19 protein-coding genes are annotated in these 24,868 nt (G+C 38.2%); 4 read left to right on the forward strand and 15 right to left on the reverse strand.

All coding sequences use genetic code 11. The features are described from left to right. Window positions 1-111: 111 nt before the first annotated feature. The 6 genes from M3175_RS06930 to M3175_RS06955 form a co-directional block, all read right to left on the reverse strand. Entirely contained in the window at window positions 112-1,149 is a 1,038-nt protein-coding gene (locus M3175_RS06930) for an aldose epimerase family protein (protein ID WP_251516507.1), read from the reverse strand. 21 nt (window positions 1,150-1,170) lie between these two features. Continuing rightward, entirely contained in the window at window positions 1,171-1,827 is a 657-nt protein-coding gene (locus M3175_RS06935) for an SGNH/GDSL hydrolase family protein (RefSeq protein WP_251516509.1), read from the reverse strand. Window positions 1,828-1,849: 22 nt separating this feature from the next. After that, window positions 1,850-2,611 (reverse strand): polysaccharide deacetylase family protein, encoded by a 762-nt coding sequence (locus tag M3175_RS06940; protein ID WP_251516511.1) that lies wholly within the window; start codon window positions 2,609-2,611, stop codon window positions 1,850-1,852. Between the two features lie 20 nt (window positions 2,612-2,631). Then, window positions 2,632-4,131, reverse strand: coding sequence for a xylulokinase (gene xylB, locus M3175_RS06945; protein WP_251516514.1), 1,500 nt, complete (start codon window positions 4,129-4,131; stop codon window positions 2,632-2,634). Between the two features lie 73 nt (window positions 4,132-4,204). Next, a complete protein-coding gene (gene xylA, locus M3175_RS06950; protein WP_251516517.1) occupies window positions 4,205-5,536 on the reverse strand; it encodes a xylose isomerase in 1,332 nt (443 codons plus the stop codon). Window positions 5,537-5,629: 93 nt separating this feature from the next. Further along, a complete protein-coding gene (locus tag M3175_RS06955; RefSeq protein ID WP_251516520.1) occupies window positions 5,630-7,783 on the reverse strand; it encodes a glycoside hydrolase family 52 protein in 2,154 nt (717 codons plus the stop codon). Between the two features lie 257 nt (window positions 7,784-8,040). Here M3175_RS06955 and M3175_RS06960 point away from each other — a divergent pair, with 257 nt between their 5' ends. Further along, window positions 8,041-9,186: an ROK family transcriptional regulator gene (locus tag M3175_RS06960; RefSeq protein WP_251516522.1), complete on the forward strand. Its 1,146-nt coding sequence runs from the start codon at window positions 8,041-8,043 to the stop codon at window positions 9,184-9,186. 320 nt (window positions 9,187-9,506) lie between these two features. Here M3175_RS06960 and M3175_RS06965 read toward each other — a convergent pair whose 3' ends face one another. Next, on the reverse strand, window positions 9,507-10,370 hold the full coding sequence (locus M3175_RS06965; protein WP_251516525.1) for an SDR family oxidoreductase: 864 nt from the start codon (window positions 10,368-10,370) through the stop codon (window positions 9,507-9,509). Window positions 10,371-10,544: 174 nt separating this feature from the next. Here M3175_RS06965 and M3175_RS06970 point away from each other — a divergent pair, with 174 nt between their 5' ends. Further along, entirely contained in the window at window positions 10,545-10,985 is a 441-nt protein-coding gene (locus M3175_RS06970) for an Rrf2 family transcriptional regulator (RefSeq protein WP_251516528.1), read from the forward strand. A 119-nt stretch (window positions 10,986-11,104) separates the two neighbouring features. Here M3175_RS06970 and M3175_RS06975 read toward each other — a convergent pair whose 3' ends face one another. From M3175_RS06975 to M3175_RS06995, 5 genes are all read right to left on the reverse strand, one after another. Further along, window positions 11,105-12,490: an L-cystine transporter gene (locus tag M3175_RS06975; RefSeq protein WP_251516531.1), complete on the reverse strand. Its 1,386-nt coding sequence runs from the start codon at window positions 12,488-12,490 to the stop codon at window positions 11,105-11,107. A 148-nt stretch (window positions 12,491-12,638) separates the two neighbouring features. Further along, the gene (gene fbpA / locus M3175_RS06980; RefSeq protein ID WP_251516533.1) at window positions 12,639-12,854 is read right to left on the reverse strand and encodes a Fur-regulated basic protein FbpA; all 216 of its coding nucleotides are present in this window, start codon (window positions 12,852-12,854) and stop codon (window positions 12,639-12,641) included. Between the two features lie 248 nt (window positions 12,855-13,102). Beyond that, a complete protein-coding gene (locus M3175_RS06985; protein ID WP_251516535.1) occupies window positions 13,103-14,245 on the reverse strand; it encodes a mannitol-1-phosphate 5-dehydrogenase in 1,143 nt (380 codons plus the stop codon). Window positions 14,246-14,257: 12 nt separating this feature from the next. After that, entirely contained in the window at window positions 14,258-16,354 is a 2,097-nt protein-coding gene (locus M3175_RS06990; protein WP_251516538.1) for a BglG family transcription antiterminator, read from the reverse strand. Window positions 16,355-16,433: 79 nt separating this feature from the next. After that, window positions 16,434-18,344: a PTS mannitol transporter subunit IICBA gene (locus tag M3175_RS06995; RefSeq protein WP_251516541.1), complete on the reverse strand. Its 1,911-nt coding sequence runs from the start codon at window positions 18,342-18,344 to the stop codon at window positions 16,434-16,436. 203 nt (window positions 18,345-18,547) lie between these two features. Here M3175_RS06995 and M3175_RS07000 point away from each other — a divergent pair, with 203 nt between their 5' ends. Continuing rightward, window positions 18,548-18,865, forward strand: coding sequence for a hypothetical protein (locus tag M3175_RS07000; RefSeq protein ID WP_251516544.1), 318 nt, complete (start codon window positions 18,548-18,550; stop codon window positions 18,863-18,865). A 198-nt stretch (window positions 18,866-19,063) separates the two neighbouring features. Here M3175_RS07000 and M3175_RS07005 read toward each other — a convergent pair whose 3' ends face one another. Then, window positions 19,064-19,708, reverse strand: a complete 645-nt coding sequence (locus M3175_RS07005) for an FMN-dependent NADH-azoreductase (RefSeq protein ID WP_251516546.1) — start codon at window positions 19,706-19,708, stop codon at window positions 19,064-19,066. A 190-nt stretch (window positions 19,709-19,898) separates the two neighbouring features. Here M3175_RS07005 and M3175_RS07010 point away from each other — a divergent pair, with 190 nt between their 5' ends. Further along, window positions 19,899-20,240, forward strand: a complete 342-nt coding sequence (locus M3175_RS07010; protein ID WP_285852204.1) for a winged helix-turn-helix transcriptional regulator — start codon at window positions 19,899-19,901, stop codon at window positions 20,238-20,240. Window positions 20,241-20,287: 47 nt separating this feature from the next. Here the strand turns inward: M3175_RS07010 and M3175_RS07015 are convergent, their stop codons facing one another. After that, window positions 20,288-20,971 (reverse strand): helix-turn-helix domain-containing protein, encoded by a 684-nt coding sequence (locus M3175_RS07015; protein WP_251516550.1) that lies wholly within the window; start codon window positions 20,969-20,971, stop codon window positions 20,288-20,290. A 272-nt stretch (window positions 20,972-21,243) separates the two neighbouring features. Beyond that, window positions 21,244-24,705, reverse strand: a complete 3,462-nt coding sequence (locus tag M3175_RS07020) for a glycoside hydrolase family 3 C-terminal domain-containing protein (RefSeq protein ID WP_251516552.1) — start codon at window positions 24,703-24,705, stop codon at window positions 21,244-21,246. Between the last annotated feature and the right edge of the window lie 163 nt (window positions 24,706-24,868).

Raw genomic sequence — 24,868 nt, forward strand, 5'->3', positions numbered from 1 at the left:
TTACTATAACTCATAACTCTGAAACCGTTAACATTTTTTTAAAAGTAATAGATTAGAAGCAAAAGGAAGCACAAACCTTTTGGGTGGGTGCCTCCTTCTCCTTGCAATTTTTTAATGCCCAATCTCAAACTTATAAATGGTTTTAGATGAGTACTTTTGATCTTTATCCAATATGACTTTTGGAAATGAGGGATGGTGGATTGCATCAGGTAACCCCTGTGTCTCCAAGCAAATTCCTAAATATTTTCTAGCAGGAATACCCCGGAATTGGCCTTCATTCTTTATAGAATTACCTGAATACAAAACCACTCCAACCTCATCTGTTTCTATTGTTAATATCCGTCCACTTATAGGGTCCTTAAGCACCATCTCCGTATTATGGTTTGTGTTTAATATAAAAGGGTGATCATAGCCAAATCCTACTAATATGTTTTGGTCATGGGCTGAGGTGATTCCCGTCTCGATTGCCCTTTCATCTCTAAAATCAAAAGGGGTACAACTAACTTCTAGAAAGTTTCCTGTCGGGATAAACTCATCGTTAAGTTCTAAAAAGCGATCACTTTTTATTTTTAATGAATGCTGTCGGATATCCCGCTTTAAGTTCCCACTAAGGTTAAAATAAGAATGATTGGTCACAGTGAGCAACGTTTTCTGATCTGAATGAGCTTCATAGTGGATGTTCAATTGGTTTTGATTATCTAGGATATACGTTACTTGTATGTGTAAATTCCCCGGATACCCTTCTTCACCATCCGGACTGAAATAGGAGAAACGGACTCCTTTCTCCAACCTTTCCGCGTCCCAAACGACTTTGTTAAAACCCTTAAACCCACCATGCAAATGGTTCTTATGATTATTTGTCGGAAGAGTGTACGTATTCCCGTCCAGTTCGAACGAACCGTCTTTAATTCTCCCACCTACTCGGCCTACCACGGCACCAAGGAAGTATGAGTCATGGATGTAATCGTCTAGTGCATCATGTCCAATTACAACCTCTTCAAAGGTCCCCTTTTTATCAGGTGCTAGGATACTAGTAATAATGCATCCATAATTAATGGCAGTAACTTTCATTCCATGATCATTTTCCATAGTAAAAGAGTATATCGTCTTTTGATCAACTTCCCCAAAAATGGTTTGAGTGACTACCAAAATCCTTCCTCCTCTGTAAAATTACGAACGGTTCCAATCAAAGCCAACTTTCTTTAAGAATGCGCGTGCAAGAACCATATGCCCTGAAGCAGTAGGGTGAACACGGTCCCAAGCCAATGTGGCTGAATATAGTTCCTTTAATACAGCATTAAAAGCTGCCTGGGTATCAATGAATAAACACCCTTCTTCTTCTGCTATTTTCTTTACCACCAACCCGTACTGATCCATAGACTGTCGCATCTGGTCTAGCTCGTTGCTTTCTATATAAAATGGAGTCATAAGGACCATCCCCTTCACTAAAGGTTTGGTCTCCTTAATAAGCTTCCTAAGGGTAACTTCATATTCCTCTAGATACACATGCCATTCTTTAATAAAAGGAGTGTCATATTGTCGCCAAACATCATTGATCCCAATCATGATAGATACCCAATCAGGGCTTTGGCTAATAACATCTTCTTGCCATCTGTTTTTCAGGTCGCGAACGGTATTTCCGTTAATCCCCTTATTGACAACTCTTATCCCAAGTTCCGGATAAACCGCTTGTAACAGGGCATCAACATAGGAAACATAGCCCTTACCTAGAGCCTGAAACAACCCTTCTCCTTCTGGTTTTACTCGCTCACAGTCAGTAACAGAATCACCAATAAATAATAGTTTTTGTGACGGTTCAATGATCATTTCTAGTCCTCCAGAATATAGATTAGTAACCTGTTTCTATCATTCTAACAAAATCATCTAATGTGTGGTTCTGAAGGATCATGATTCGCGGAAGTTCATATCGGTTACCTTGGTCCGTACTTAGCCCTCCACCAACTTTGAATGCTCCCTTAAATCCAAGATCTTTTAATAGAGAAATCGTATCTGAATTATAGTTTCCATACGGGTAGGCAAACGCAAAAGTGGTTCTCCCCGTTAAGTCCTTAAGTGCTTCAGTAGCGTTATGAATCTCTACGTATTGTTCCTCTTTACTTAGGTTAGCTAAAAAAGGGTGGGTTAACGTATGATTTTGAATATCTACTCCATTTTCCATTACGGTTAAAATTTCACTTGCCGTCATATTCCAGCTTCCATTCACCCAATTTGAAACGGTAAATTGTGTTGCCTTCATTCCATATTTCTGCAAGATTGGATATACGTACGGATAAAAGTCATTTGAATTATCATCAAATGTCAGTAATATAGGCTTTTCTGGCATGGCAGCTTGCCCATCCAGGATGTTAAAGTATTGCTTCATAGTTAACGTTCGATACCCATTTTCTTTTAAATAAGCCATATGCTTCTCAAATTCATCAAGGCTGAATTGATATGGATTGGTTGGGTCAGGATTCGGTTTCACGACATGATATAACAGAACAGGAATTTGGATTTCCGTATGCTCCTTTGCGGAAGCAATTGGCACATCACTCATAGTTGGAATCAGAACAAGAGAAAAAGCTAGTAACAGGCTCCATAGTTTCTTCAAATGAATCATCCTTCCTAGAATCATTTTCTAAATTCACTTAACTGCTGATTCAATTCTTTTGTTTGTCTATATACCTGTTGATACATAACAAATAATTTTCTATAAGCTTTCACATTTTCTTCAATAGGAAGATACGTTTTTGAGGTTAGAATAAATTCTTCCGCACACTTCTTAAGCGATGGATACCAGCCACAACCATAAGCCGCTAACATGGCCGCTCCCATTCCTGGACCTTGTTCACTCGAAAGCTTTTCAATCTTTGCATTAAAAATATCAGCTTGCATCTGTAACCATACATCACTCTTTGCTCCCCCACCGATAGAGATGATGGAATCAATCTTTTTACCGTTGCTTCTAAAAATCTCAATTGATTCATTTAATGAAAAGGTGATGCCCTCAAGGACAGCACGAACAAAGTGCTGACGTTCATGTGCCGCATCCGCACCAACAAAACTGCCTCGGATAGTTGAATCCGCATGTGGTGTTCTTTCCCCTACGATATACGGAGTAAAGAGTAATCCATTGCTACCGACCGGTACATTTTCAATTCCATTTAAAAATTGATCAAATGCCTCTTCCTTTGCAAACGTATCTTTAAACCAGCTTAAACTATAGCCAGCTGCAAGAGTCACACCCATCGTATAGTAGGCGTTTTCTTCACTATGATTAAAGTAATGAACCTTTCCTTCAAAATCTAAATCATTTCTTTCTTCATAAGAAAGTACGACACCTGAGGTACCGATACTGCAGAGAGTTTTTCCCTCTGATAGGATCCCAGAGCCAATCGCACCACACGCATTGTCTGCGCCGCCGGCAAATACTTTTATCCCTTCTGACAACCCGGTTTCTTTTGCATATTCAGCCGTTATGCTTCCAACAAAAGCTTGAGACTCTACTAAAGGTGGACATAAATTAGGTGAGAGGTCAAAGGCATCTAAGATCTCCGTACTCCATTCATGCTTAGCTACGTTTAGTAATAAGGTACCCGCCGCATCAGAGTACTCCATATGAACATTCCCCGTCATTCGGTAACGAAGATAATCCTTTGGAAGCATAAACAGGCTGGCTCTCTCAAAAATTTCTGGTTCCTGCTCTTTTACCCAAAGAATTTTAGGTAAAGTAAAACCCTCTAAAGCAGGATTTTTTGTAATTTCTAGTAATCTCTGTTTCCCAACGGTTTCGTAAATCTCTTGACACTGTTTCGTCGTCCTTGTGTCATTCCATAAGATTGCATTTCTTAATACTTGATGCTGGTTATCTAGTAAAACTAACCCATGCATTTGACCTGAAAAGCTCATGCCCTCAATATCGTTTACATCCCCTTCAAATTGTTCCACCAATTCTGCTAAACCTGCTGTCGTTTTTTCCACCCATTCTTCCGGGTTTTGTTCCGAGAAACCAGATTTTTCAATAATAAGAGGGTAAGATTTTGATATCTCTTTACACACTTCTCCATTTTGATTAACAAGTAATATTTTTACGGCACTCGTACCAAGGTCAACACCAATGACGTATTTCATTTTTCTCATCCTTTCTATCCAAAAATGTGCTGGAGTATATATACTGCCAGCACATGATTGATTATTTTCGTTATTAAACTGTTACGCTAGTAAGGGTCTCAAGTATATATTGGTTAATGACAGCTTTTAAGCGTTCTGTTCTACCTGATTGATTTTTGATTTCCGTTAATTGAAGTGCATACTCTTCTAATTCACGGAAGTTCGTTTTTCCTTCTACAATTTCTAAACCAATCCCTTTTGTGAAGCTGCTATAGCGTTCCTCAATGAAACTCTCGAGCACCTTGTCTTCAATTAACTTATTCGCAACTTTTAGACCGATCGCAAATGCATCCATTCCAGCGATATGTGCATGGAACAAATCTTCCGCTTCAAACGAACCTCTTCTAACCTTTGCATCAAAGTTTAGACCACCGCTACCTAAGCCGCCATTTTGTAAAATTTCATACATTGCCAACGTATTAGTATATAGGTCAGTTGGGAATTCGTCTGTATCCCACCCCAGAAGTGTATCACCTTGGTTAGCATCAACAGAACCAAGCATTCCATTAATGCGGGCAGTTCTTAACTCATGTTCAAATGTATGCCCCGCCAATGTAGCATGATTAGCTTCAATATTAAACTTGAAATAATCCGTTAAATCATACTTTTGCAAGAATGCTAGACCAGTAGCTACGTCAAAATCGTATTGGTGCTTGGTAGGCTCCTTCGGTTTTGGTTCAATTAAGAATGGAACATTCAAGCCAATTTCTTTCGCATAGTCTACTGCCATATGGAAGAAGCGTGCTAAGTTATCTTGCTCAAGCTTCATATTTGTGTTCAGGAGTGTTTCATATCCTTCTCGGCCACCCCAAAATACATAGTTCTCTGCTCCAAGTTCTTTTGCTACTTCTAATGCCTTTTTCACCTTTGCTGCAGAGTAAGCGAATACGTCTGCATTAGGGGAAGTAGCTGCCCCATGAACATATCTTGGGTTCGTAAACATGTTAGCAGTGTTCCAAAGTAATTTGGTTTTGCTAGTTTTCATGTATTCCTTAATCATTCCAACGATCACGTCTTGATTCTCATTCGTCTCTTTTAATGTTCTTCCTTCAGGGGCGATATCGACATCATGGAAGGCAAAGAAAGGAACATGTAACTTTTCAAAAAGCTCAAATGCAGCTTCCACTCGTGCTTTTGCTAAATCTAAGCCTTTTAAATGGTCCCACGGACGAAGAGCTGTCCCTACACCAAATGGATCTGAACCATCAGCAGTAAATGTATGCCAGTAAGCAACAGAGAAACGGAGAGTATTCTCCATTGTTTTCCCATTAACCACTTCCTCAGGATTATAATACTTAAATGCTAGTGGATTCTTGGAGCCTGCCCCTTCAAATTGAATCTTATTAACTGTTTCGAAATATGCCATGGTAATTCCTCCTAAAGGTCATTGTTATATTTAAAATTTTACCTATCAACTTAGTTTGTATAAAAGATAAACTAAGTTGATAGAAATAAATGACTAAGCCTGCTGTGTAACCTTCTCATCTAAAGCAACCGCTATTTTACTTTCCTCAAGCCATAAAATACTAGTTACTCCTCGTGGATAATACTTGCTACCCGAGATTTGCCCAGAGATAATTTGATCACTCCAGCTCCAAACAGATAATGTAGGATGTGTTAACCAAGCAACATGGGCTGCATCTGCCCTTGCTCCCTTTTCATCCCATTCCAACCCAAGAATCTCACGAGCAATAAACTGAGATAAGTAGACTTTACTCAACCAAGAATTATTGCTAGTTGAAGAAATCTTCCATCCGCCATCTTCAAACAAGCAAACTCCTTCTGTAAGTACCGTTTTTAAATGTGTTTTCAATACTTGAATATAAGCACCAAAACGTCCATTTGGATCTAATGCATCATGGTTATTTGTATAGTAAGGGAAAATCAACCCTTCAATTGCCGGAATTATTTTTGAATCATTTCCTTCTTTAATGACAGCTGGTATATAACCATCAGGTGTCACATGAGAGACAATCGTTGCTGCACATTTTTCAGCTAATAGCCCCGCTTCCCTCGACTTCTCCTCTAGGCCATGTTCTCTAAGTAGCTTTTCAAGTGCTACGTAAGAAGCCCAAGTCTTTCCTGCTAGATAGATATTGTTTCTTGCCTGACCAAGTGAAACATCTAAGCTATCATAGGTTGTTATTTCCGCACCGCCCATAACCCGTGATGAATCAAGTCCCATGATGCCATCTCGCTTATCCGCTTCTGGATGATCACGGTTAATCATACTTTCAAAGCAACGGATAAAGATATCAAGGTTTTTACGTAACCACTCCAGATCCCCGGTTTGCTCTACATATATAGACGCGCATAAGACCCAGTTCACTAACTGCTCATAGGTCATATGAGAGAAACATCCGTCTAATCCATATAACTCATACGAGGAATAATGTGGTCTAGAGATCGTATTCGCTACCCCCATATCATGGGTAAAGCTGATACCACCCGGATATTCCGTTTGATCCCCTGGAAAGCGAACCTTATCTTCATAGCTAAAGCGACTTACGAACATGTCTAATTCATTTTTCACAGTCCACGGATTCATTTTCAGTTCGAAGAAAATTTGGTCTATTGTCAAATCGAAGGTATTCATCATACGATATTCTCCTTCATTTACTACCCAGAAAGGATCCCCCTCTGCATCAAGTAGTTGAGTAGAGCCGTAATAGCTTCGAATGGAATGAATCATCATAAACTTTTGGTCATCAGATAATCCTGGATTTTCTACTAAACTATTAGCTTGTTTGGCACGGTTTACAAACTCATCCACATGTTCCAGGGCATAAGCTGCTACTGATTCAATATTTGGGAAATATCTTGTGTAATAGTAGGAAGCATCCATCCCTGCCGTTACATAACCGTTACGATGAAAGCATACTGCAAATTGATAGGTACGCTTTTCTCCAGCTGGAACATCCATAATAAGAGCACCAATTGGTCCTAACCCAAAGGTCCAATTCTCCTCTATTGGGGTGGTTAAGATATTTTCTAAACTAAAGTGTAAGGCAGATTTAACTTCTGGATGATTTGTCGTAATTCCAGTTAAACGTCCCTGACCTACACCTATTATCCCATCACAGGTATCATCTAAACGACGCATGGAACTATAAGGATCACTTCCTTGATATCCCAAAAATGCCCGACGCTTCTTCGCACCTTTCGTGTTATCAATGGTAAGCTCTGCCCAAACAGCCGGGATAATGGCTCTCTTTAGTTCTTCTTCCGTTGCTGTAGAAGGGTCAGGAACAGATTCAACTTGTGTATAGATCGTAAAACTTAGATCTCCAGCCTTCCAAGTGTCCGTTCCTAATTGAAAATCACGATGAATGTCTTCCTTCGAATATGGTCGAATAATACGTGGTTTGTCTGGATCAGGATCCATGTTTTCAATATCGTAGCGCTTACTTTCATCATCTACCATCTCAAAAAATGGGAGTGCATCGTACATTCCTTCTTGGTCACTTGATTCCACACCAACATATACATTCTTTCTCGGAGAGCGCCCAAGCTCTAAGTCCAAACCGCCTCCATTGCCATAAAAACCAAGTGTAAAACTAGAAAATGCTCCGATTGGTGAATGATGTGCATTGAAAAACATATTTTTAGCCATTTTCATCCCTACTCTCGTAAATGAAATGTATTATAAATTGAAATACCTAACCAATCATCTTCTGAGATGTAAATAATAGTATGTAGATGTCAAAAAACAATTGTAAACGGATTCATTTTAATAAGTAGAGGGTCCCTCCTTACAACATTCTTGACTAACTTAAGTTGATTATAACACCGATCATCTAAGTTTGTATACCCAATAAACAAAGTTTTTGTGTTAAAATATATTTACTATTAAACAAGGAGTTTTTAGCATTGGAAACCATTACATGGAATCAACAAGTTGTGAAAAAAAATAACAAAGCCCTCGTGTTACAGTTGATTATGGAAAAAGAACCCATTTCAAGAGCTGACATTGCTCAAGTTTCTGGATTAAATAAAGCAACCGTTTCTTCATTAGTAAATGAATTATTAGCTGCAGACCTAGTTTATGAATCCGGTCCAGGGGAATCTAGTGGAGGCCGTCGCCCGGTTATCCTCCATTTTAATAAAATTGCTGGATACTCCATTGGAATAGATATCGGGGTGAACTATGTATTATGTGTACTAACTGATTTAAAAGGAAATATCGTCATTGAAAGAAATCAGGCAGTTCACAAAACTCCCTATGCTGCTACCATAGAGATTGTTAAAGAAATGATCCATTCATTAATCGCCGAGATGCCCAGCAGTAGATATGGAATTGTCGGGATTGGAGTAGGTGTACCTGGGATAGTTAACAAAGAGGGTTCTGTTTTGTTAGCCCCTAATTTAGGTTGGAAAAACACTCAAATAAAAAAAGATCTTGAAGACTTATTCCATGTTCCCGTCATCGTTGAAAACGAAGCTAATGCTGGGGCATTTGGTGAACAACAGTTTGGTATTGGTCAAGATTACCAAAACATCATTTATATTAGTGCAGGAATTGGAATTGGTGTAGGAATTATTTTAAACAAAGAACTATACCAAGGAAAAAATGGATTTTCTGGTGAGATGGGCCATATGATCATTGATATTAATGGAAAGCCATGTAATTGTGGTAGCAAAGGATGCTGGGAAGCATATGCTTCTGAACAGGCTCTGTTGGAGAAGGCTGGGGAAAATAGGAATTCACTTGAAAACTTAATACAGTTAGCTAGTAGTGAAGATAAAAATGCTCAGAATTTGTTTGAAGAGATTGGTGCTTACCTTGGATATGGAATCAATAATATTATTAATACCTTTAATCCTGACCAAGTAATCATAGGCAATCGATTATCAATGGCTAAAGAATGGATTGAACACCCCATTCTTTCAACAATTGAAAATCACTCTCTCACTTATCACCAAAATGAATTTCAATTAGATTTCTCTAAACTGGGAAAATATTCGATTGCGATTGGAATGTCTGCCTTTGTTGTTGAGAATTTTATTAAAGCGTAAACTCCATTAACTCCTTTAAAAATAATGACATGTAATTAATCGAGTAATCAACAATAAGCGGAGAATTTCCGGTTAAATGCAGAATGGAGCACTTTTCGGGGTAAATAAGGGGAGTTTTTCCGCTTATGGAAAGCAGAATCTCCCCTTTTTGAATTTTTTGAGCCAATAAGCGGAATCTCTCCGTCTAATCAGGCCTTTTTTCATAAAAAATATGAATTAAACGGAATTTCTCCGTCTATTTATCAGTTCGGGTGCTATAACCAGGTCCCCCGTGCGAAACCAAAATCAGCTGCTATTTATCGAACAGCTTTTAAAATATACTAAGAGATACTCTTAACAATTACACCTAATCCCTCAATCATGGATGTAGCCGGACGCCCAAGAAGTTTCTCGAAATCATTGCTGTCGACTTCTAGTGTTCCTTCGCGAATATCTTTTTGGATGTTCACTACAAAAGGAATAAGGAAATCTGGTACCCCGGCACCTTTCATGATATCCGCATACGTAGCATCATCCACTTGTTGTACAGGAACTTCCTTACCCAGTACCGTCCCCAGAGCAGCTGCAATTTCTTCTTGTGTTAATAGCTTACCAGATAATTCGTAAACGGTGTTTTCGTGACCATCCCCAGATAATACGGTTGCTGCTGCCTCTGCATAGTCTTGCTGTAATGCCCAGCCTACTCTTCCCTTTCCTGCTGAAGTTACCCACGGAGCCCCTGCAAGTACTCCTTGAATGCTTGAGCTTTCATTCTCTAAATACCAATTGTTACGTAAGAAGGAATATGGAATTCCAGTTTTGATAATTGCTTCTTCTGTTGCCTTATGAGTTGGAGCTAGGAAGTTTTTACTTTCCATTGCATTCGCTATGCTAGTATATGCAATAAATTTTACCCCAGCACGCTCTGCAGCAGATACCGCATTCGAATGCTGTCTAATTCTTGTGTCATTATCTCCATCAGCTGAGATGAGTAAAAGTCTGTCAATATCTGCGAAAGCAGACACTAATGTTTCCGGACGATCAAAGTCTCCCTGGCGAACTTCTACTCCACGAGCACGTAGCTCTTCCGCTTTTTCTGGGTTACGAACACTTACAGCTAGTTGATTGGCTGATACTGTTTTTAATAAAGTTTCTACCACTTTTGTTCCTAATTTACCTGTTGCGCCTGTTACTAATAATTTCATTTTCTAATTCCTCCATTTTCTTATTTTCTTATCCTGTATTCATCTTGATTACATGTATTCATAATAGATACTTCTAAGTGTTTTGTCAACAAAACCTTTTTTATTTTTTACAAATGATAAGGTATAATACGTTGTATTCAAATTAAATACATGAAAATGAAGTAGGTGCATGAAATGTCCATTAGTAGTCGCTTTACTGTTGGGGTTCATATATTAACTCTTATTGAATTAAATAAAGACGGAATTAGCTCATCAGAATTCTTAGCTGGGAGCGTCAACACCAACCCATCTTTAGTCAGAAAAATAATGGGGATGCTCAAAAAAGCTGGACTAATAGAAGTACAACCAGGAATCGCTGGGGCAAAACTAGCTAAGGAACCAGCTACTATTTCCTTACTTGACGTTTATAAGGCAGTTGATGTGGTAAAGGAAAAAGAACTATTCAGTTTACATGATAATCCCCACCCGGATTGTCCTGTCGGCAGAAATATACAAGATTCGATTACTCCTTTTTTATCAGCCGCTCAATTTGCTTTAGAAAAGGTATTAGGAAATGTGACTATTGAAGAGGTTATTAAAGATATTGTAGAAAAAGAAAATAACAGCTCATTATAAGTTTTATTAATGAACTTGCATTTTAATAGGGATTGCTCATGCAATCCCTAAAATAATCCGCTCTATAAAGGCGAAAGCCTACTTTTCCGACACGCCATTTTTACCTTTTTATCTATTTACTAAACTCCAACTGTTTGTTTAGGTTCAACATATACAGCCGTATCTAACTCACCTGTTACCTTACTAGTTAAGATACCAGCAGTCATACTACCGCTTACGTTCAGAGCTGTACGGCCCATGTCGATTAAAGGTTCAACTGAGATTAATAGACCAGCTAATGCAACAGGTAAATCTAATGCAGATAATACGAGGATTGCAGCAAACGTTGCTCCACCCCCAACACCAGCAACACCAAATGAACTAATGGCAACCACTAAAATGACAGTAAAGATAAAACTTGGACTTAATGGATTAATTCCTACCGAAGGTGCAATCATGATAGCTAACATGGCAGGATAAACACCTGCGCATCCATTTTGACCAATAGTTAGACCAAAGGATCCAGCGAAGTTGGCAATTCCCGTTGGAACCCCTAATTCTTCAGACTGTGTTTTCACATTAAGTGGTAATGTTCCTGCACTGGTTCTTGATGTAAAGGCAAAGGTTAGGACAGGAAGTACCTTCTTTACATATGTGATTGGATTTAAACCTGCCAAAGAAAGCAGTAATAAGTGAACCAAAAATACAATTCCTAACGCTACGTACGATGCGATCACGAATTTTCCTAGCTTCGCAATAGATTCATAATCACTTGTTGCAGTCACTTTCGTTATGATTGCTAATACCCCATATGGCGTTAAGCGTAAAATAAGCGTAACTACACGCATTGTAATAGTGTTTAATGTATTTATTAGTTTGGCAAAGGATTCAGCCACCTCTGGCTCTTTGCGCTTAACCCCAAGATATGCCACTCCAATAAATGCCGCAAAGATAACAACGGCAATAGTAGATGTTGGTCTAGCCCCCGTTAAGTCTAAAAATGGATTTGCAGGTATTAAAGAAAGAATTTGTTGAGGAATAGTTAAGGTCTCTACTTCTACCTGACGGGTCTCAATCTCTTCTCCTCGAGCCGTTTCTGCTTCGCCTGCTTGAATCTGAACCGCTTCTAAATCAAATACGAGCGTTGTTCCAATCCCAATGGCTGCAGAGATAGCTGTCGTTCCTACCAAAATACCAATAATAAGTGCACTAATCTTTCCAATATTCTTTGACAGCTTCAGTTTGGTAAATGCAGCTACGATAGAGATAAATACAAGTGGCATGACAACCATTTGCAATAACTTCACATATCCGGATCCTATAATAGCAAACCAATCGATGGTACCAATAATGACTTCTGATCCTGTTCCAAAAATAAACTGTAATGCGAGACCAAATACAATTCCTAACCCTAACGCGAAAAATACACGCTTTGAAAACGATACATGCTTTTGTTGTAGTTTAAACAATCCAAAGATTAATAGAAGCATGACCGCAATATTGATGATTGTGAAAGTAACTGTCATAAAATTCCCCTCCAAAATGTTATATCTTTAATATTTGAATAGTCATACAGTATTCCAATAATTAGCAGGATACATAGTTAGGAGCTATTCAGATAGAAATTGACTTTCATACATACACCTCTTTTCAGATATCATTATTTTTGGAATCCTATTCCTTCTTTTTTGTTTTCTTACCAGTAATCCGCAGAGAACCAAAATCGGAATGTGGATGACTTTGTGATTGATACCGTCTAATTTCATCTTCTAATTCCGTTAATGATAACTCGAGTAGACTCTTATCTTCCTTTTCAAAAACACTACAAGCAATTAATAAATCTATTAGAATCTTTTTTCTAATGCTCGAAAAATCCTCCAACTGAATCACCCCAATATTAGGAACGTTAATAAAAAAAACCCTGCTCTTCCGAATTTTCGGGTGGAGACAGGGCCTTCAGTGTTCTGATCGGCAATTTATATAATTGTCATTTTTTCTATCTCAATTATAAACCATATTATTCATATGTGTAAACTCGGAATTTAAAAAATGAATAAAATTTTATTACAATTATAGAAATTTCCATTTTAAAAAAGAGGCTGCCGGTTTTGATTCCGTCAACCTCTCTTTAGAAAGAGTTATCCCTTCAATTCTTCATAGTGTCTAATACTTTCTCTAACAAGTTCGCTTGACTCATCAAGACCACACACTTGTTGAAGAACATATGAAACTCCATGTTCGTTCATCATTGACTGAAGCTTTACTGCATCTTCATCATCTTTATAATCAAAAAGTAAGGCTGCAGCAATAGCCTTTGCTAAATTACCGTAAGAAAGTCCCGCTTTTTGAGCTTGTAGTGCAGGACGCACAAGTCGATCCTCTGGACCAAGTTTTCTTAACGGGGAACGACCCACTCTTGTTACACCATCATGCAGATGAGTATTCTCAAAACGTTTAATGATTTTCTCAATATATTTTTGATGTTCTTCCGGATCTAGATGGTACTGTTTGATTAAATAAGCACCCGTCTCATTCAGTGTGGCCTTAACCTGATTGTAGATATCCACATCAGCTAGAGTCTGGTCAATCGTTTCCTTGTTTGCAAGGTAACCGAAATAAGCAATGACGGCATGTCCTGTATTAACAGTAAATAATTTTCTTTCAATAAATGGGGCTAGTTCAGGAACAATAATCATTCCTTCAATTAGAGGAATTTCTTCCTTCGTTTCAACCACCCATTCATGGTACGGTTCAACAAGCACATCAAGGGAACCTTGATTATTTTGAATCGGAACAATCCGGTCAACAGCTGAATTTAAGAATTCAACTCGGGTAAGTACCTTTTCTTTTGTTTCATCATCAAGATGCTCAAGGATATAGCCTTTTAAAAGATCGGTAGCAGAAATTTGATTTTCACAGGCAATAACATAAAGCTTGTCCCTATTCTCTTCTACCCTAGCAGCCAATCCCTTAGCAATTAAAGGTGCAATTCTTGGGAGGATGTTAGGTCCAATAGCAGTCGTTAAAAAATCTGCCTTCTTGATCGTTTCTACTACTTCATCTTCTTGTTTCAAATTATTTAATCCTGAAACATTCTCTATTAGAATACTTTCCTGTTTATCTGTTGCAAGCTTAACTCTATATTGTTTTTCTTCGTTTAGTTGATTAATGATTTGTTCGGCAATATCTACAAAAGTAACATGGTAGCCGGACTGAGAAAAAAGTGCTCCAATAAATCCTCTTCCAATGTTCCCCGCTCCAAAATGAACTGCTTGTTTCATTACATCATCCCTCTATCCATTTATTTTAAAATTCGACTGAAGATAATCTGCAAAGATAGATTCTAACCTTTTATAAATGAGTTCTTCATTTGCTGACGAAAAAATCAAAATAGCCTCATCCGTCTCAATAATATTCGTACTAATTAAGCTAATAATCTCCTGTTGTCTATTGCTTAACTCTAATGGGGCCAGCATGAGCAACAGGTTCTTCATCATGACCATGTTTCCGTCCATTCCCTTAACCAGACAAGGATTAGGCAGATGGGCAATCTGGAAAATCAGCTCATGAACATGCACATTTCTTGCATGAAATAGTGCTAAATTGGTCTGTGGAATTCCGAGACCGCCTCTTTGTTCCCTCTCTTTTAGAGAATTTAGGATATCCCCTGAATCAGTCAAGAAATTCTCTTTTTCAGCTATCTGCAGCATTTCTTGCAGTATCATTTCCTGGCTTTCTGAATGGTCCATCCGGTAAAATCGGTAATTTTGCATGATGGACTCTATACTCTGCTGAATTTCCTTCATATCATGAAGCATGTCATGCAAATTCATGTTTTTTTTCATATGCGATGAAACCAAAGAATGACGTTCGATCTTTTTGTATTTTTCGCCCTTTGCTATGGCTTCAATATTATTCTGTATAAAGCTTTTAATCGTCTCAATGTTTTCTGTACTTAACAGAGGGTTTACCAATACGTAATCTGCATGAATGAATGGCAATCTAACAGTTGAGATAATAACGTCATATTCTTGTAAATCAACATGTTCCGTTATATCTTTAATCGACTTAATATCAACCGTGTCAATTTCAGCTATTTCTTTTTTGATTCTACTAGCCAACATCTTTGATGTCCCGATCCCGGTTGGGCAAATCACCAAAGCTTTAATTGTTAAATACTCTTCCTGCATTAATAACGCGGAACCGAAGTGTAACACCATAAAAGCAATCTCGTCGTCAGGAAAATGGTCAATGGATTTAAATTCTTCTTTTACACTATTTTTTACTGCCATAAACAAAACTGGATATTTTCTTTTGATTTCTTCCTTGAGCGGATTAAATGACTCCATCTTCTGTTCGATACGAAAAAGTGCTGGCTCCATATGGGCTAGCAACCCTTGAAATAATGAAAAGTCATCTGTTAAATTTACCTGGAGCTGATTGGAAACAGAGCGAATCACGTTTTTAATCAACTGAGCAAGTAAAATGTTTTCGGGTTCAGCCTCAGTACCTTGAAGCTTGGTACCTTTTAGAATCAATGCTAAAAAAAGAATATCTTTTTTTGTAAGGCTCCTATCAAGCTTTCGTTCTAACTCACGACTAATCATCAACATCAGATCATGTTCAATCGCAACATCACTTTCTTGTAAGAGAACATCCTCTTCCAGAAAAAAGTGAGCATCTGTTCTCTTTAGAGTGATATAAATATGTAAAACCACTTCCAAGTACGCTCTATCTGTTACACGTGCTTGGGCTTTATGAAAGGTAGTATTGACCAAGATAAGTACTTCTTTTAATTCGTCTGGATAAAAATAATGAAGAATCTTTTCCTCCGAGTGACTCTCTTTTTCCAAAATGAATAGTTTTTCTATTATCTCATCATGAAAATACTGTAGAAAAAAATGTACGAGTGCTCTACGTTTGTTAGATTCTGTACCGTACAGTTCTACTCCTACTCCTCTTTTTCGTGTTAACTGTAATTGAAAAATCTCTAGCCATTCCGCCAGTTCATCTAGATAAATGGCTAATGTCGCTGAACTGACGCCAAGATGACTTGCTAAACTCTGAATTTTAAATAGTTCTTCTTCATAAACAGCTAATAATAATCGAAGCTTTTTTTCTAGAGGAGGTTGATCAATAGGTGTACTCCCTGCTAAGTGCTGAATTAACCGGTAAATTTGCTCGTTCTTCCCCTCTATAGAAAGACCTTGATCCATGTTACGTGTTAGCCTTAGTCCAAACTTCTCGATTATTCTTTCCGTTGCTTTTAAATCACGTTGTATTGTCCTGGTACTTACATTGAGTGATGATGCAATTGAAAGAACGGTATGTTTTCCAGAAGTTTTAATGATCAGTTCAATGATGGCTTTTTCCCTAGAGGTTATATCCACGGTATCAACTCGTTCCTGAGTGAAATAACTAGAAAATAGAAAAGCGCAGAATTACGCTTTTCTATTGTTAATCTCTTATTTACTTTTTACCAATAATATCGATAATCTCTTGAGCGGTTTTTGCCTTAGCCATTTTTTCGATATTTTCCATATCAGAGCATGTAACTGCAATTCCTGAAAGTATTTCAAGATGAGTGCCGTCTTTTCCAGCAATACCGAAGATTAAACGTACTTTCTGTCCATCAAAATCAACACCATTTGGAACCTGAAGGACTGTAAATCCTGATTTAATAACAGCCTTCTTCGCTTCTTCTGTTCCATGTGGGATTGCAACATCATTTCCCATATACGTAGAAGTCATGTTATCTCTTTCAATCATTGCTTCGATATAACTTTCATCCACATAACCTGCGTTCAACAATGCTCGACCAGCAAATCGAATGGCTTCTTCCTTATTAGCAAATTCCTGATTGATAAAAACATTCTCAGGTCGTAGTAAATCATCGCTGTGTGACACTTCTTGTTCCGAATTATCCGTGCCATTCTCTTCTGCCTCATCTACTATGTCGTGAAGAGTTGAGCTTGCCGGAAATTTCAGCTCGCTAATTAGCTTGTCATACTCAGGACTAGATAAGAAATTATCTACTGAAATATGATAAGCATTCGGAACTTTGTTTATTGCTCTAGGAGTTAGCTCCTCCTGTGTAATAACAATTTGAGCGTCAGTTGGAAGATTACTAATAGCCATATTTGTAACCCCGATATTCATTCCCGCTTCTTTTACTTTTTTACGTAACAATGAAGCTCCCATAGCACTTGAACCCATTCCAGCATCACATGCAAAGATAATTTTTGTAACATTGTCAGGAATAGCTCCTTGATCTGTAAGCACATTTGATACAGAGCTTTTCTTCCCTTTCATTTCTTGCATTTTTTGAGCGGCAGCTTCAAGATCATCTTCACCCTGTTTCCCGGTTTTCAAGATAAAGGAAGAAACAATAAATGAAACGGCTGCTGCGACAATTACTCCAGCAAAGTTTGCAATATAAGCACTTGCATGATGTGGGGTAACCGCAGTAATAGCAATAATACTACCTGGTGATGATGGAGCAAATAATCCACCACCTAAAAGGACCAAAGTAAATACTCCACTCATACCACCTAGGATGACAGCAAAAAATAACATGGGACGCATTAAGATATATGGGAAATAAATCTCATGAATACCACCGAAAAAGTGAATGATTCCTGCACCGGGTGCTGATTTCTTAGCCGTTCCTTTACCAAAAAACATATACGCAAGTAGAACACCAATACCAGGTCCTGGATTTGCTTCAAGAAGGAACAGAATGGATTGTCCCGTTTGTTTTACCTGCTCCACACCAATTGGTGAAAGAACACCGTGATTAATTGCATTATTTAAGAACAAAACTTTTGCTGGCTCAATTAGAATACTAGTTAATGGAAGCAGTCCTGTTCCGACCAACCAGTCAACTCCTGAGACAAGCCATCCGGTAAACACATCAACTGCAGGTCCAACGCCCAAAAATGCTAGAATCGCAAGGATAGCTCCTAGAATACCAGCTGAAAAATTGTTTACAAGCATTTCAAAACCAGCTTTAACTTTCCCTTCAATTAACTGGTCAAATTTCTTAATAACAAAGCCACCTAACGGACCAATTACCATCGCTCCAAGAAACATTGGTATGTCTGCTCCTGCAATAACCCCCATCGTTGCAATCGCACCAACAACCGCTCCACGTTCTTGATGAACAAGTTTACCACCTGTATATCCAATTAATATAGGAAGTAAGTAGGTAACCATTGGGGAAACCATTTTGGCAAGGTTTTCATTTGGGAAAAAGCCAGTAGGAATAAATAAAGCTGTAATTAACCCCCAAGCAATAAATGCCGAAATATTTGGCATGACCATAGAGCTTAGGAAATTACCAAACTTTTGTACAGCCACTTTTATATTTGATTGTTTCATATTCGTTCTCCTTCTAAAATTAGTACCTTCACATGTTATCTTACATAGTTAACACTATCAACAAAGTGAAAAACCAACTTTGTCGTTCCTAAAGAGACAAAAGTATTTTTTCTCATATGTATTGTTAACAAAACTGTCAAATTTGTATTCATACAAGCAAAAAGGGCATATAATTATGTTACTACCTTTAAGGGTGTGAATTTATGAATAAATTCTTTTTTCTTGCATTGCTCTTCATACTAACGAGTCTTACGAATGTGATTAATCATGGACATATAGATGGGAATGCTGTTCAAGAAAGTAAGCTTTTAGATTATAAGTTTACTGATGAACTTCAACCGTTTGATCATTCCTTAGGCCACAAGCAAGAAACCACATTACAGGATTTACTATTAACCGTTATTATCATTCTCATAGTTACTAAATTCATAAGTTTACTAACAGCTATTAAGAAGAGGTATGTAAATCTCACCCCCATTCTCTATCAATCAAATTACGTGATCATTCCTCCAACTAAATAAAGATTTTAATTTTAAGGAGGAAACAAAATGAGCTTGGTGAGATTCGTTATGATCGGGATGTTCTCTATAAGTGCTCTTACACTTTTTACTTATCAAAGCGCTGAAATTTTTAATGCGTTCATGGAATTCTTTAGAGAAAAATAAAACGAAAAGAAACCCTTGCGTTCAAACGCAAGGGTTTTGTTATTCAATCTAAGATTAGGCTTTTACAGCTAACTCAACTACACGGCGTGCAGATGCTTTTACTTCTTCTAAACCTGCAGCAATAATTTCTTGTGCTTTATCTGGCATCGCATTATGTCCTTCAATAATAACTTCATCAATGATCTGCATTCCGAACACTCCACCGAAAACATTGCGCATATAGTTCACAGCCATTTCCATCGGTGCTGCTTCAGGAGCTGAATAAACTCCTCCACGTGCATTTAGGAAAATCGCTTTCTTTTCTGGCATTAAGCCAACTAGGTTTCCAGAAGCATCGTATTTGAATGCAAAGCCGGCAGCAAATACATAATCAATAAATGTTTGTAATTTTGCAGGAATCGTTAAATTCCATAATGGAAACGCAAAGACAACTACATCTGTACTTGAAAGTACATCCATTGCTTTTTGTTTCGCAGCTAACAGACGTGATTCAACGTCCGTTAGTTCTCCACCATTTTGAACCTTTCCAAATGCATTAAAAAGCTCTTGGCCAAAATATGGTGTATCCTCTTCAAACACATCGTACGTAGTAACGTTTACGTCTTTTCCTTCTAATTCCGCCATAAACGTTTCGTACATCTTACTAGAAATCGCCTCAGAAGCAGGGCGGTTATTTGCTTTTACTACTAAAACATTCATTTTTATTCTCTCCTCTGTTTCCTTCTTTGCAGACTAGCCTCACTGACTACCCTATCTATAATTATTATAATCAGAGTCAAATGATTGTTAAGTACGCACTTAAAAGTGGTATAGTATCAAAATGTATACTATTGCATTAGCACTTACATTTATATAGCCAATTTATTTTTACCTAAAGGAGGAAATGAGATTGGAAATAAAACCTGAATTATGTCGTGTTGACGACGCTTTAGGGATCTTAACGGGGAAATGGAAACCCATAATCTTATTGCACCTTTTAACAAAAGGAACACTACGTTTTAGTGAGTTAAAGCGAAATATGCCTGGAATTACCCAGAAGATGCTCACGAATCAATTACGTGATTTAGAAGAGGAAGACATTGTACAACGTGTCGTTTATCCACAAGTCCCACCTAAGGTGGAGTACTCGATAACGGATTATGGGAAAAGCTTGGAGCCCATATTAAGAGCCATGCATGATTGGGGCACGAAACACAATTTGCATAAGAAACAAAAAATAGTTAGTAAATGATAAAATTTTAAGAGCTGTCACTATGGACAGCTCTATTTTTCTGGTCATTAGGCTTGTGATTGTGTATCTCTATAAATGCCTGGTGTAATTCCAACATGTCTTTTAAATAACTCCGAGAAGTGGCGGTAATTATAATACCCCACTTTTTTACTAACTTCGTTTACTTTCGCTCCGTTCTTTAGCAATTTCTTTGCCTGTTCAATCCTCAATTTTGTGACGTACTTTATGTATGATTCTCCCATTTGTTCCTTAAACAACACACTAAAATAGGTGCTACTCATGTTTGTATGTTGTGCGACTTCTTGAAGGCTAAGTTCTTTCTCGAAATTTATATGAATAAAACGGAGGGCACGCTCAATGGCGATATGTTTAGGCTTAATCTGATTATTCTTTAGCCATTGAAAGATTTGTTGCATCTGCTGTTGAAACCAATAACATAGCTCCATCGTTGAGTGTAGGTTGGCAACTTCCTGATGAGGCAAATATCCTTTATTCCAAAGACTTTCCTTAGCTACTTCCATACTTAGGTAAATTAGTCTAAGCATTTTTCCTTTTACTACTTCGGGATCTAACCTCCGCTCTATCATGGAACAATTAAATTGTTCTATTTTTTGAAGAAACCCTTCACGATCGAGCATGCGGAGACTATGTAGAAGTGATTGTTTTCTTTGTGTAAGTTCCTTTTCTGTTAATACCTTACACTCAAGTTCAAAAATAGAAGCCTTAACCATAACCTTTTTCAACTCCTAATCCATAGAATATTTTCAGAGAATGAACTTATATGGGCAAAATCGATTTCTGGATAGTCAAAATCATTTTGGAGGATAACTACTGGATGTTTATTAAAGAAGAGCAGCAGGAGATAGATTTCATTCTTTCATTTTACTAAGTTTTTCAAGATTTTGAAAACGCTATCTTTTTGGTTGATGTCAGCTTTTTTTAGGTCTAAACAAAAAAAGAGACCACAACTGTCTAATCGACAGCTGTAATCCCTTCTTGTGCTTTATTTCTTATTGGATTTACCTACTTCAAAAGATAAACTATCAATTCGAAGATCTGGTGAATGGAACACGATATATACCGTGTTTGGACCCTTCGGCAATGTCCCTTCAAGATCAACAGTCACATCTGTGTATCCTAGCTCATTTACAGGAACCCCTGCATTCTGAATAGTGTATGAGTTCTTTCCTGTTTTCGGTACTTCAAATTCTGCAAAAGGTTCGCTAGTAACAGAACCCGAGTGCAAAGTAATTTTTCCACCTGCCACATCGGAAGCAACACTAGCCGTTACTTGTTTAGAACCTGTTAATACTACTTTTGGTAGAGCTACCCATGAACCATTTTGTTTTGAACGAACGGCATGATATTCGCCAACAACCTTTTCTTCCTTTAAACTTTCAGCTGTTCTCGCTTTGGAGACTTCATGATAAACCACTTCATTTGATGCAAAGGAGTGGTCGAACACATTAATTGGCTTATTAGTTGGTAAAGCCGCAAGTGACTCCCCACCAATGGCAATTGTACTTTCTGCTTTAACATCTTCAGAAGAAGATCCTATCATCAATACATAGTTTCCTTCCTCTACAAGGAAATCTCCAGCATTTACATCCCAAACAGCTAAGTCCTTAGGATCGACCTTGAGTGTAACTTTCTTTGTCTCACCAGCTTGCAAGGATACTTTCTCAAAAGCTATAAGTTGCTTTTGAGGAGCATATTCCCCGTAAGCAGATTTTTTATTTTTGGCGTACAACTGAACAACCTCAGAAGTATTAACTTTGCCTTCATTTTTTACCTGTACGGATACCTCAAAAGAAGACTGATCGCTAGCCTTTTTCGGTGAGTTAAAGCCACTATACGTAAAGTTACTATATGATAATCCGTAACCAAATGGGTATGTGACTGGAGCTTTTGTGTACATATAGGTTAATTCTTGTTCAATTGGGTCGGCGTTTGTCATATCCAATGTAAATCTTGGATCAATATCATCCAATGTTATGGTTGTATTTCCTTCTGGAATGGAATACTTACTGATTTCTGGGAAGCTAGACATATCTGCATACCATGTTGAAGAAAGACGACCTGTTGGAGCATAGTCCCCGTATAGTACTTGAGCTAATGCATGTGAATCATACTGACCTCCATATGGTTGATAAACAATGGCTGAGACGTTCGGGTTATTTTGAATAGGTTCCATTCCGACTGGGAAGCTAGACTTTACAACAACAACCGTCTTTTTCCCTTCCGCAGCAAAAGCAGCCGACACTTTCTCAACCAACTCGTAATCCGCTTCTCCCATATTTAAGTCAGAGCGATCATTTCCTTCTCCCGCACTATGGCGTGGGATGGCGCCTACAAACACAACAGCATAGTCATCTGTTTTCGCACGATTGACCGCTTCGGCTCCAACTTCTTTTACGATGGTTTGTTCAAACTTCACATCATCATTTCGATTGGTTACATTTTCAGCATTTCCAATCGTTGATGCCGCAGTCTTCAATTTTCCATCAGAGCCAGTTGTAATCACTCGTCCGTTGGAATAATACCAATTCGTGAAATCACCTGAGAATCCAGTTCTGTACCCATTTGCTACAAGGGAAACCGTCTGATCTGCATTTTCCTCCACTCGGATGGTTGGGGGAATCGCACTTGTATTCCCTAACATTTGGGCAAGATCCCAGTCATTATTGGTTAAGTTTAATGCCGTTGCATTTGTATTTTCGACAGATGCATTAGCAGCTGTAGGTGACGTTATCCATTTTCCGTTTAATACGGAACGTAAGCTATACCCTTTTTGGCCCCAATCATACACTTCAAATAAATGAGCAGGGTTATTCACATCTAATGGTTCAGTTGTAGTTACAAGCTGAGAACCCTTTGTTACATCTGCTGCATTTTCGTCAGCTGTAACTGTCTGCCCATTCAGCTTTGATTTTAATGCAACCACTTCTATCGCTGGATCGTAGGAAACATTATTGGAACCATTCGCCTTGATAATGGCTAATAGTGGTGAGATTCCAGAGTTGTCAATATTCGGTGTAGTTCTTGCTGAGTAGGTGGTTTTAAACCTTGAATCTGCATAGACTCCGGAAACGGATGCCTTCTTGTTTTTCTCGAGTGGAAGTGCTCCATCATTCTTTAGAAGAACGATACTTTCTTGAGCAGCTCTTAATGCAACTTTTTGATGTTCAGGATCGCTATATGTAGCTAGTTCCTCCCTAACATCTTTCGCCTCTTGAGCAAACGGATAGTTCTTTGGAATTCCATTTTCATCTACTTCGTTAAAAATACCCACGCGAACCATTTGATTCACATGCGGACGAGCTGCATCGATTAAATCCTCTTTTGTTACACCGTATTTCCCTTCTTCAACTGCGTCAACTACAGCGGCCACATCGTCTAATGCATTTTGAGGATTTGGCCCAGGACGTCCAGCATTCGCATCAGCTAAAATCATTAAGATGGTTGCAGCCGTTCGATCCGTTGCATATTGCGTATCATAACCATTTCCTTGCCCATTTGCCCCAAAAACAAGTGCATCCCCATTAAAATCAGGAGAGCTATACACACCGTACTTCGAGTGATTATTAGCATGAATTTGGTATGGTGAAAGAATGTTTGGAATACCATTCGTTCGTCCAAATGAAGTCATTACCCCTGCAACTGAACCTGAGCTTAATGCTTTCAATGGACTTTTTGTTTGATATTCGAAAATTGATCTGGCACCAGCACTATTATTTGCCGTCTGTCGGAACCACTGTGCATTATATACAGAGTAATGTTTCGTTCCAACAGCTGCACGCATCCAAAAGCCATCTTCACTTTTTTCCTGGTCAGTCCCACTAAGTCCTGCTGCCATATTATCAATCATCGTAGCAGCCATGTGAACATCTTCAGAAAACCCTTCATCAAATCGACCGCTTAACGGGTTAATTCTCATATCACTCACAACCGTAAATGCAACCGTCGCAGAAGGATCTGTTCCACCGTGAATATTAGACTCCCCTTGCTTTACTTTTAATGTGCTAATTTTTTCACTTCCTACTACTTTACCAATATCCGTAAGCAGTTCTTTGTTCCAGGTTTGCCCCATTCCTACTAAAGCAGGGAAATCCGTTGATACCCCTTGGACATTATCTGCTGCTGAAAGAGCACCAGGAATCACCTTGCCTTTATTGGCTCCACGTTGTAAGGTGTAATGGTTTCTTGAACCTGTTGCATATACAGCTGGTCCTTCTAGACCTGTGTATGCAAAATATGCATCAACATACTCATCTAGATGGTCAGGAACTCCGTCAAACAGCGGCATTCCATCAAATACCCCACCCACCTGGTTATTAAAAACGATCTTCTCTTCTGCTTGTTTCATTGGAGCTTTAAATCCAACCATACTCGCAGTTAATGAAGTAATGAGCAAAACGGATAGTGATTTTCTCCCTATTTTAAATAGACGGGATTTCTTCAACACAGCACTTCCTCTCAGATATTTTATTAGGCGCTTTCAATACTGGAGGGACCGGTCTCCTATAAAAATATCTTACTCCCTCTCTACCATTTAACGATAGTGAGTGATTCTTACGATTGTGTACACATTTTTAAGACAGATAGTAGGGGATTCATTTTTATTATCA

The sequence above is a fragment of the Robertmurraya korlensis genome (assembly GCF_023715225.1).
Taxonomy (GTDB): Bacteria; Bacillota; Bacilli; order Bacillales; family Cytobacillaceae; genus Robertmurraya_A.

Coding starts and splice junctions, on each gene's coding strand:
- M3175_RS06985 (WP_251516535.1), bottom strand. CDS start 14,245: ATGAAACAAGCAGTTCATTTTGGAGCGGGGAACATTGGAAGAGGATTT.
- M3175_RS07015 (WP_251516550.1), bottom strand. CDS start 20,971: ATGGTTAAGGCTTCTATTTTTGAACTTGAGTGTAAGGTATTAACAGAA.
- xylA (WP_251516517.1), bottom strand. CDS start 5,536: ATGGCATATTTCGAAACAGTTAATAAGATTCAATTTGAAGGGGCAGGC.
- M3175_RS06965 (WP_251516525.1), bottom strand. CDS start 10,370: ATGAAATTATTAGTAACAGGCGCAACAGGTAAATTAGGAACAAAAGTG.
- M3175_RS06935 (WP_251516509.1), bottom strand. CDS start 1,827: ATGATCATTGAACCGTCACAAAAACTATTATTTATTGGTGATTCTGTT.
- xylB (WP_251516514.1), bottom strand. CDS start 4,131: ATGAAATACGTCATTGGTGTTGACCTTGGTACGAGTGCCGTAAAAATA.
- M3175_RS06955 (WP_251516520.1), bottom strand. CDS start 7,783: ATGGCTAAAAATATGTTTTTCAATGCACATCATTCACCAATCGGAGCA.
- M3175_RS06970 (WP_251516528.1), top strand. CDS start 10,545: ATGTCCATTAGTAGTCGCTTTACTGTTGGGGTTCATATATTAACTCTT.
- M3175_RS06975 (WP_251516531.1), bottom strand. CDS start 12,490: ATGACAGTTACTTTCACAATCATCAATATTGCGGTCATGCTTCTATTA.
- M3175_RS06995 (WP_251516541.1), bottom strand. CDS start 18,344: ATGAAACAATCAAATATAAAAGTGGCTGTACAAAAGTTTGGTAATTTC.
- M3175_RS07000 (WP_251516544.1), top strand. CDS start 18,548: ATGAATAAATTCTTTTTTCTTGCATTGCTCTTCATACTAACGAGTCTT.
- M3175_RS07005 (WP_251516546.1), bottom strand. CDS start 19,708: ATGAATGTTTTAGTAGTAAAAGCAAATAACCGCCCTGCTTCTGAGGCG.